Here is a 9,302-nt window from a genome sequence, read left to right as displayed (position 1 = left end):
TCTCTCTTCGGACTATCTGTATCATTTTTCCTTGGTTTTAACCCTTGCCTGGTAAGCGAGGGTTTTTTGTTGTTGTATTAAAGTAGGCTCCTAAAGTAGCTCCCTACTTTGTAAAATGACAGTAGGTACAGGAAAATAGTCAAAAAAATACCCCCTGATTAAAGGGGGTAGGGGGGTTACCAGGTAAGGGTTAAACTTCTGTTAGCTCTACTGATTCGCTTACCCCAAGATAATGCCTCAGTATCACATCTACGCTATTACCGCAGGCGGTTGCTATATGTAATAGCGCATTGTTATTGTGAGCATTAGCGTGAGCAGTAAGGGTGATGTAGGTATGGCGGGTATGATAAGGGCTTAGGTAGCCTGATATCTTGCCATCGGCAGCTAATTGACTGACTATACCAGGGTAGTAATACTTTCGCTTAGTACCATCACTGTTTGTTTTGCTAGACGTTTGTCCTTGCCATGCCCCACTCAAATTTCCATTACTCAAATAACTGCCATTCTTCCCAGGAAAAACTAAATCTCGGGTTGCCACACTCTTGAGTGATATCAGTAATCTTTTGAGACGAGAATCTTCTTTAAAATAAAAAAGTCTCGTCTCCCCAGTCTTGGTCTCTTTGAGTTTGCGTGTAGACGCACCTAGCGATTTGCTGAATCGGATTACATTACGTTCAAAATTGATATCACCCCAATTTAGGGCAAAAGCCTCCGATGTGCGACATCCTGTAAGAAAGTAGAATTCGATTAGGGGTGCAACATACTTTACAGATGCCGAATTTGACTCATAAAATGCCTTGATGATAGTATCACGCTCTACCTTAGTGAAGGCACGTCTATCGCCTTCCAAACCTTTTTCGTCTGTTATCTCATGCCATTCTTTTTCCTCCCCATTTACTATTTTGGATGCGTACTTTTGCTGAGTTGTGATAGCAGGTGCGCTGTACTTATCTAGTACGAAAGGGTTTTCGGTTGTACTTTGTAAAATTCCTTTAGACTTACAAAAATCAAAAGCCTTGTACAATTCATTCTGCAAGTATTGTTTCTTGCTCATCGAAATTGAGTTTGCGACCTCCCTAATTCCGGTGACGTTACTCAATGATTTTGAGGACAAGTTATTGGAATTAATGCTAAAGTCCTTTGTGTTTTGATTGAATGTTTTTCCCTCAATGGCGTTACTGAATTGAGAAACATACTGAGCTTTAAACGTAGTCTCTTCAATCGTTGTTTGCTTCCACTGAAGGTACACCTCCCACATCTCGCCTACGGTAATCTCGGGTGTTGCAGCCTGTACACCTGGCATCTGAAGTACATCAGCTAGCTTGGCATATTTGCCCCCACCTAAGCCGTATTTAGCAAGGGTGGGGTCAAATAGCTTTTCCCATTCAGGATGGTCTAAATCGGCTTCCATCTGTGCTGCTAGGGCAGAAGCACGCTTCCAGTCCTCAGGATTGTCCTTGTAACCGTGTCGCCCTAGTGGCAAATACTTGGGTTTACCTTTTAGCAACTTGCCGTCTAGGGCTTCCCATAGTGGGCTGTGCCGAGAGGGAAACTGTAGACGTAAGGAGCCGTTGCTCTGAGCTTTCATTGGTGTTTCTCCTGAAACTATTGGTTTGTCAAGGTTCTATGGTTTCTAGATTGTTTCTAGATTTAGTCTAGGTAGACTCTATTTCCCAAGTAGGCTCCTAAAGTAGCTCCCTACTTTCAGTAAGCATAGCATAAGTTTACTCAATATTCCTTGAGCTAGAGATGAATAGGCGATGATTGAGATATTATTTTCGGTACAGTAGGGCATGGCGTCTTTTTCTACCCAGCGCCAAAACAGAGAATAGGGCGGTTGTAAGCTGTCAATGCGTCCGTATTGGGCGGCTTCTGCTATTTGGGCGCGGGAAAAGTTGGAAACGCCGATCGCCCGAATCTTCCCCTGTTGCTTTAATTTGTTCAGGGCGTCCATGGTTTCGGCAATTGGTACGGCTTCGGAATTCCAAGTGCCGGCGGGCCAGTGGATTTGGTACAGGTCGATATAATCGGTGTTGAGGTTTTTTAGCGATCGATCGCACGCTTCGACTACCAAATCTGGTCTGAGGTGGTTGGCGAAAACTTTGCTAGCATAAACTACTTGCGATCGCACGTCTGAAAGTGCTTGACCGATAATTTGTTCCGAATGCCCTTCTCCGTAAACCTCAGCCGTATCAAAGGTGGTAATACCGGCCTCAAAAGCGGCGCGCATGGCTTTGACAGTTTCGGCATCCTCAATTCCCACCCACATCCGCTTCCCAGCTTGCCAAGTCCCCATAATTATCGGGGTAATTTGAATTTCTGATGTACCCAATTGTCGCTTTTCCATACCCTAAGTCCTGATTTGGATTTTTAGTATTCACCCTCAATCTATCTAATTTTAACAGAAAAAAGTAGGTAGAGTAGCTTTGAATCAGCGATTTTGTTACTATTGTTAAAACCCAAATAAATCCTATGAAATCAACTACTCGCGCGCTGAAAGAATGGAATGTAGCTGTTAATGCTTTGGAAGGGGGCAGAACGATTGTGCTGTTGCGAAAAGGTGGTATTCGCGAACAAGCGGGACAGTTTAATGTCAGTGACAAGCAAGTTTTACTGTATCCAACTTTTGAACACCAACAACCTGATTTATTAAAGCCAGATTTTGCAAGTCAAGTAAAAACTGTAGAATCTGGTTGGCATCCGGAAACTATTAGAATTGGCAGTTGGGCTGAGATTACTGATGTTTTTTTGGTGGCTTGGGAACCAGCAATTAATGCGCTATTTCCCTACCATATTTGGAATGAAAAATTTGTCGGCGACCGCCTGAAATGGAAACAAAATCAGCCAATTTATATTTTATTGCTGCGGGCTTATCGCCTCGCAGAAACAGCCGAAATTCAGTACATTTCTGAATACGGCGGTTGTCGTTCTTGGATTGATTTGGCAAGTCCTATTTCTCTGGAGGGGAGTGAAGCTGTTTTAAGCGATCGAGAATACATTGCACGCTCAAATGAAATCCGCAATCTGATGGCGAATCCTCCGAACGCGGATGGTTTGCAGAAAATCACAACGCTGACGGTTTAAACTTTATGCACCTATAATTTGTTGAAAGTAGATAGAATGTATTGGTATTGTGGTATTGGTAGCCACGATGTGCTTTTTAAGCCTGTACAAAAAATAGACTTTCTGCGTTTGGCTGATGTTTTGCCAGTATCTGTTACAAATAGCTGTACGATCGCTCCGATGAATGTTCGTCAATTGAAGGGAAGCATCCAGGCTTTACACGATGGGTGCTGTGAAATTGCCATGAAGATCGATCGCGCTTGCAAGGAAGGTTTGCAATGAGTCAGATCCAGCGCACCGTCTTGATTGTCGATCGCAGCCCGGAAGACTGTCATAAGTACCGACAGTATCTGCTGCGCGATCGCGAGTACCAATACAAAATAATCGCAGCGCCGTTAGGGCAAGAAGGCTTGGCGCTGTGGGAACAACACCAGCCGGATCTGGTGTTGCTCGATAATCGGCTGCCAGATATGGACGGTTTGCAATTTATCGCCCAACTGCGAAGCAAAATAGTATCGCAGCGATATTTGCCTGTAATTGTGGTCGGAGTTGGGAACGAGACGATCGCAGTCGAAGCCATCAAAGCCGGCGCCCAAGACTATCTAATAAAAGAACAAATCGCACCGGAGAGTTTGCGGATGGCGGTGAAGGGGACGATCGACAAAGCGCAATTACACGCCAAGTTGCAACAAAACGAAGAACGCTTGCACCTAGCCTTGAAAGCGGCTGGCATGGGTACTTGGGAATGGCAGATTCCTAACAATTGTGTAGTGTGGTCTAATCTGGTAGGGCCGATTTTTGGTCTACCGCTGGGAACTTATCCGGCAAGTTATGAAGATTTTATCGAACTCGTACATCCCGAAGACCGCGAGATAATTGGCGAGGCTATAACCACTACCCTTGAGACAGGGATTAGCTATGAAGTTGAATTTCGCGCTGTCTGGGCCGATGACTCGCTGCATTGGGTAGGCGCTAAAGGGCAACTTTACTATGACTGGGCTGGCAAACCGCTGCGGCTCCTGGGTACAGTAGTAGACCTCACTCAGTCTAAACAGGCAGAAGCAGAACGCCTGCAACAAGTGCAGCGAGAGCGGGCGATCGCCCTAATTGCCCAGCAAGTTCACCAATCGCTGGATTTAGAGCGCGTTTTGCAAACAACCGTAGAGGAAGTGCGACAGTTTCTCGACACGGATCGGGCGATCGTATTTCGTTTGCACTCAGATGGCGGCGGGACTGTGGTAGCGGAATCTGTGGGGCCAGACTGGCGATCGATCCTAGCTTCCCAAATCTACGATCCCTGTTTGGCAAGCAGTTATCTTGAACCCTACCGTCAAGGATTGGTGACGGCAAAAACAGATATTCATGATGGCTCGATCGACCCTTGTCACATCGAACTGCTGACTCAATTTCAAATCAGGGCAAATCTAGTCGTACCGATCCTGCACGAAAACCAGTGCTGGGGACTGCTGATTGTCCATCACTGTGGCGCCCCGCGACTGTGGCAACCCTTAGAAATTGATTTGCTTCAGCAGTTGGCTCAGCAGGTGAGCATTGCCATTCGGCAGGCTGAGCTTTATCAGCAAGCACAACACGAACTGCAAGAGCGGAAGCGCACCGAAGCAATTTTACGGGAAAGCGAAGAACGCTTCCGCCAGTTAGCAGAAAGCATCGATGCTGTGTTCTGGATTTCCGATTACCCTTCGGGGCGAGTGCTTTATGTCAGTCCTGCCTACGAACGGCTGTGGGGCTTGAATCCCCAATCTTTGTATGATGACTCTCGGGTTTGGCAGGATTTAGTGCATCCGGAACACCGCGAATCGAACGCCCGAGCGTTTGAGCAGAAAGCTGTTGAAGGAAAGTTCGATGAAGAGTACCGGATTGTTTTGCCCGATCGCACTGTACGCTGGGTGAGAGACCGCTGTTTTCCGCTCAAAGATGAGACAGGAAAAATTTATCGGTTCACAGGGATTGCTGAGGATATTACCGATCGCAAACAAGCAGAAATCGCTTTGCAGGAAAGCGAGCGCCAGTTTGCGACTCTGGCAGAAGCCTCTCCAACAGCCATTTTCCGGTTTGATATTGACAATAACTGTCTCTATGTCAACCGCCGTTGGGGCGAAATGACAGGCCGATCGGTAGAAGAGGCCTTGGGGATGGGATGGGTGCAAACTTTGCATCCCGACGAATGCGATCGACTCAGCCGGGAATGGCTGCAATGGTGTCAAAAACCCGAGCCCAGAGGAATTTACCAGAACGAAGGCAGGCACGTACAGCCAGACGGCAGCATTACCTGGTACTACACCCAGTCGCTGCCCTACCTAGACTGTAACGGAACGGTGACTGGCTATGTGGGAACGCTGATCGACATTACCGATCGCAAACAAGCTGAGAAAGAGATCCGTCAAAGCGAAGAACGCTATCGATATTTAACGGAATCAATCCCGCAATTGGTATGGACAGCGAACGTTGACGGGGTATTGCTCGATGTCAACCAACGCTGGTTAGATTTTACGGGGTTGACGGTAGCACGAGCTCAAGCTGAAGGTTGGCCGGCAGTTGTCCATCCTGATGATGTCTCTACCATGGGCGATCGTTGGATGTCTGCTCAACAAGACGGCAGCCCTTATCAAGCCGAAGGTCGATTGCGCCGCTGCGACGGCGTGTATCGATGGTTTTTGCACCAAGCTATTCCCGTCAAGAATGAATCGGATCGAGTTGTCAAATGGTTTGGTACGGCAACTGATATTGAAGACAAAAAATGCTTGGAAGAGCAGCGCGACAGTATTTTGCAGCAGGAAAAAGCTCTGCGCGCAGCAGCGGAAAAAGCTAACCGTGCTAAGGATGAATTTTTGGCTGTGCTTTCTCACGAATTGCGATCGCCCTTGAATCCGATCCTGGGGTGGGCGCAACTGCTGCAAAGTCAAGCGTTGAATGCGGCTCAAACTGCTAAAGCTTTAGACACGATCGAGCGCAATGCCAGATTGCAGACTCAGTTGATTGATGATTTGCTCGATATTGCGGGGATTATGCACGGCAAACTGAGCTTGAATCCCACCCCGGTGAATTTGAGTTTGGCTGTCGAATCTGCGATCGATACTGTGAAAACGGCAGCCGCTGCGAAGTCGATCGAGATTCATGCGATGGTGCCGGATCTGGGGCTGGTGTCTGGCGATGCGGTACGACTCCAGCAGATTGTCTGGAACTTGCTTTCTAATGCGATTAAGTTTACTCCTAACGGTGGCAGAGTGGAGATTCGGCTGGAGCGATCGGGCGTTAGCGGATCCCGCGCAGAGGATCGGGCGCTGATTGCCGTCAGCGATACTGGTAAAGGCATCCACCCTGACTTTTTGCTATCTATTTTTGATTCTTTCTACCAGGAAGATGTGTCTCTGACGCGCAAATATGGCGGGCTGGGATTGGGATTGGCGATCGTCCGCCATTTAGTGGAAGCACACGGCGGGACAATTGCTGCGGAGAGTGCGGGCGAGAATCAGGGATCTATTTTTAGGGTGAGTTTGCCGCTTTTAAAGGCTGAACCTGAGATGAATTTAGCAGAGGAAGTGCGATCGGCTTAAACATGGTACGTAGTTGCGCTTCAGCGCTCTTAAGGTACGTTGTTGCGCTTCAGCGCTCTCTTAATATATATAAGATCGGAGCGCTGAAGCGCAACTACATACCTTAAGATAGTGCACGATTTCAGCAATCACAAATTCAGTCATCTTTAACACCTTTCAATGTACTTTTCGAGAGACGCGCTTCCACGAAACCCAGCCCAAAATCCGCAGCTAAGGCCATCAAAGCCGCCGGAATTGCCCCAGCCAAAAGTAACTGATTGTTGACTGTAGCAACGCCCCGAAAAATAAAGACTCCCAAGCCACCTGCACCAATTGCCGCCGCAATAGTTGCTAGCCCGATCGCAATTACCGCAGCCACTCGCACGCCCGCCAGAATCACGCCCAGCGCCAGGGGAAGTTCCACTTGCCACAACAGTTGCATATCCGTCATTCCCATGCCTGTCCCGGCCATCACAATCGCCCGATCGACGCCGACAATGCCCGTGTAAGTGTTGCGGATAATCGGCAGTAGGGAATAGAGTGTCAGGGCGATGATTGCCGTGCGATCGCCTATTCCGCCCAATACCGGCACCGGAATTAACAAGCCAAACAAAGCTAAACTAGGAATTGTTTGCATAATATTCGCAAATCCCAAAATCGGCTTTTTCAATTTGGGTTTTCTAGTAACTAAAATCCCCAGAGGAATTCCCACAATCGTAGATATAACAATCGCGACTATTACTAAATACAAGTGTTCCATCGACCTCTGAACCATCTCAGCACCATAGCGGTTAATAAAATTAATCATTGCGTAATTCATGATTGCTAACAGCATTCCAATTTAGCTAATTAAAAAGATTCCAAAAAGGCGCGAGCTTCTGGATGCTGAGATTTAATAAATTGATCCGGCGCGGCAAATTCAACCAATCGCCCATCTTGCATCAAACCAATTTTAGAGGCTAAAAAAAAAGCTTCTTGAATTCCGTGAGTCACAAAAATCACAGTTTTCCCTAGTTGCTGCTGTAATTGACGGAATTCCCGCTGCAATTCCAAGCGAGTAATGGGGTCTAAAGCACCAAACGGTTCGTCCATTAATAGCAGCGGAGGGTCTGCTGCAAGTGCTCTGGCGACGCCTACACGCTGCCGCTGTCCGCCGGATAACTGATGGGGATAGCGTTTGGCGAAGTGCTGGGGGTCGAGATTCAGTAATTCTAACAGTTGGTGGACGCGATATTTTATGCGATCGTCCTCCCAGCCTTCCAATTTCGGCACTAAACCAACGTTTTGCTCGACGGTAAAATGGGGAAACAAACCGATTTCTTGAATTACGTAGCCAATTTTTCGCCGCAGTTGAATTGAATCCCACTGAGTTGTCGGTTTTCCCATAACAAGCACTTCGCCGCTGCTTGGTGTCAGTAAATTGTTAATCAATTTCATGGTAGTAGTTTTGCCGCTACCGCTGCGTCCCAGCAATACTAATACTTCTCCTTGCAGCACTTTGAAATTGAGTTTGTCTACTAAATGTCTGCGGTTGAGCCGATATGTAACGTCGAGGCATTCGACAGCAACTTCATGATTATTGACAGGTATCATTAGTTTCGGTGATGTTGGTTTTAAGAAATCGTTAATCGGCTAGTGTCGCGGGAGCATCCCCTAAATCCTAAATCCTAAATCCTAAATCTAAAATCATCTTGGTTTTGCCATTCTAGCAACAATGCTCGACATTGGAGGCAAGTTAATTTTTTGAGCAAGTCGCGAATTCCGTCTGGGGTTACAGGATATGCAGCACCGATGAGTTCGGGGTTTACTGTGGCTGTGGGGTGCAATTCTGCTACAAAACCGTAGAGTTTTTGATTGGAGAATGAACTGTTGATTTCCCAGCCTGTGGTGTTGATTGGTTGGATGCGGGCGATCGCACTTTCTGTCACGCCTAGTTCTTTTTTGATTATAGCTGGAACTGCGGCTGCTGGTGTTGTGGCTTCTGGTACGCGACCGCCTGGAAAGTCAAGGGTTGTGGATGCCACGCCGGGGCGGTACATCGGTGCGGGAAACAGCAATTTGTCAGCTTGAATTGTTAAAATTACAACGGAATCTGCTCTTTCTACTCGCCAATATTCGACTATTTGTCCTTCGGTTGTTTCGAGATGTTCGCCAATTAGTTTTACCCAATGAGAGTTGATTTCTACAAATCTATCTAGGGTTTTCCAGTGAGATTTTTCGGTTGGGTTCATGTTGACAGTTGACAGTTGACAGTTGACAGTTGACAGTTGACCGAAGCAAGAAGGAAGTTCGGCAACGGATTGTGAAACGGATGTAAAGGATGTAAAGGATGGAAGGAATAAGGAAGAGGCAATAAGGAAGAGGGAACCTCATAACCGTCTTGGCGGTTGCTGTGAATTAGATGTTTTTTGCTATGGTAATCGATCGCTGTCGATCGCCCAAATAGTCGATCGGTCTTTTCAGCTTTGACCCGATTTTTCGATCTAGATTGTAAATTTTTGCTACAATAGCACACAGAACCCAAGAAAATTCAGTATTATAGACTACATAATCTAAGTTGATCTGCGCCTTTGGTGATGAGTTGTTGAAACCGCTCGTAAAAACATGGACAAAGCTACCCAAAAGTAGTCAATGTTAGACATCTACGTTAGTAATTTTAGTCCACAGTCCTAAAACTACAGGAAT

The 9,302-nt window shown here is 46.8% G+C and carries 7 protein-coding genes and 1 pseudogene; 3 read left to right on the top strand and 5 right to left on the bottom strand.

The features are described from left to right. Positions 1 to 190 precede the first annotated feature (190 nt). Entirely contained in the window at positions 191 to 1,588 is a 1,398-nt protein-coding gene (locus JGK14_RS33105; RefSeq protein WP_325315972.1) for a site-specific integrase, read from the bottom strand. Positions 1,589 to 1,726: 138 nt separating this feature from the next. Further along, positions 1,727 to 2,347 (bottom strand): annotated as a pseudogene (locus JGK14_RS33100) (aldo/keto reductase); the annotation flags it as partial. A gap of 125 nt (positions 2,348 to 2,472) precedes the next feature. Here JGK14_RS33100 and JGK14_RS33095 point away from each other — a divergent pair. The 3 genes from JGK14_RS33095 to JGK14_RS33085 are packed head-to-tail and all read left to right on the top strand — an operon-like array spanning position 2,473 to position 6,638. Further along, the gene (locus tag JGK14_RS33095) at positions 2,473 to 3,084 is read left to right on the top strand and encodes a DUF1802 family protein (protein ID WP_293193814.1); all 612 of its coding nucleotides are present in this window, start codon (positions 2,473 to 2,475) and stop codon (positions 3,082 to 3,084) included. 36 nt (positions 3,085 to 3,120) lie between these two features. Next, positions 3,121 to 3,345 (top strand): hypothetical protein, encoded by a 225-nt coding sequence (locus JGK14_RS33090; protein WP_293186992.1) that lies wholly within the window; start codon positions 3,121 to 3,123, stop codon positions 3,343 to 3,345. Continuing rightward, positions 3,342 to 6,638 (top strand): PAS domain-containing protein, encoded by a 3,297-nt coding sequence (locus JGK14_RS33085; protein ID WP_293199277.1) that lies wholly within the window; start codon positions 3,342 to 3,344, stop codon positions 6,636 to 6,638. Before JGK14_RS33090 ends, JGK14_RS33085 begins: the two co-directional genes overlap by 4 nt. Positions 6,639 to 6,774: 136 nt before the next feature. Here JGK14_RS33085 and JGK14_RS33080 read toward each other — a convergent pair whose 3' ends face one another. From JGK14_RS33080 to JGK14_RS33070, 3 genes are all read right to left on the bottom strand, one after another. Further along, the gene (locus tag JGK14_RS33080; RefSeq protein WP_293186994.1) at positions 6,775 to 7,425 is read right to left on the bottom strand and encodes an ABC transporter permease; all 651 of its coding nucleotides are present in this window, start codon (positions 7,423 to 7,425) and stop codon (positions 6,775 to 6,777) included. A 41-nt stretch (positions 7,426 to 7,466) separates the two neighbouring features. After that, entirely contained in the window at positions 7,467 to 8,210 is a 744-nt protein-coding gene (locus JGK14_RS33075; RefSeq protein ID WP_293186990.1) for an ATP-binding cassette domain-containing protein, read from the bottom strand. Between the two features lie 74 nt (positions 8,211 to 8,284). After that, positions 8,285 to 8,848 (bottom strand): NUDIX hydrolase, encoded by a 564-nt coding sequence (locus JGK14_RS33070; RefSeq protein ID WP_293186989.1) that lies wholly within the window; start codon positions 8,846 to 8,848, stop codon positions 8,285 to 8,287. Between the last annotated feature and the right edge of the window lie 454 nt (positions 8,849 to 9,302).

Origin of the sequence: Microcoleus sp. PH2017_28_MFU_U_A (assembly GCF_020738035.1) — a bacterium.
Lineage (GTDB): Bacteria > Cyanobacteriota > Cyanobacteriia > Cyanobacteriales > Microcoleaceae > Microcoleus.
The sequence above is the reverse complement of the archived record's forward strand: the minus strand, read 5'-3'. Positions and strand labels throughout refer to the sequence as shown.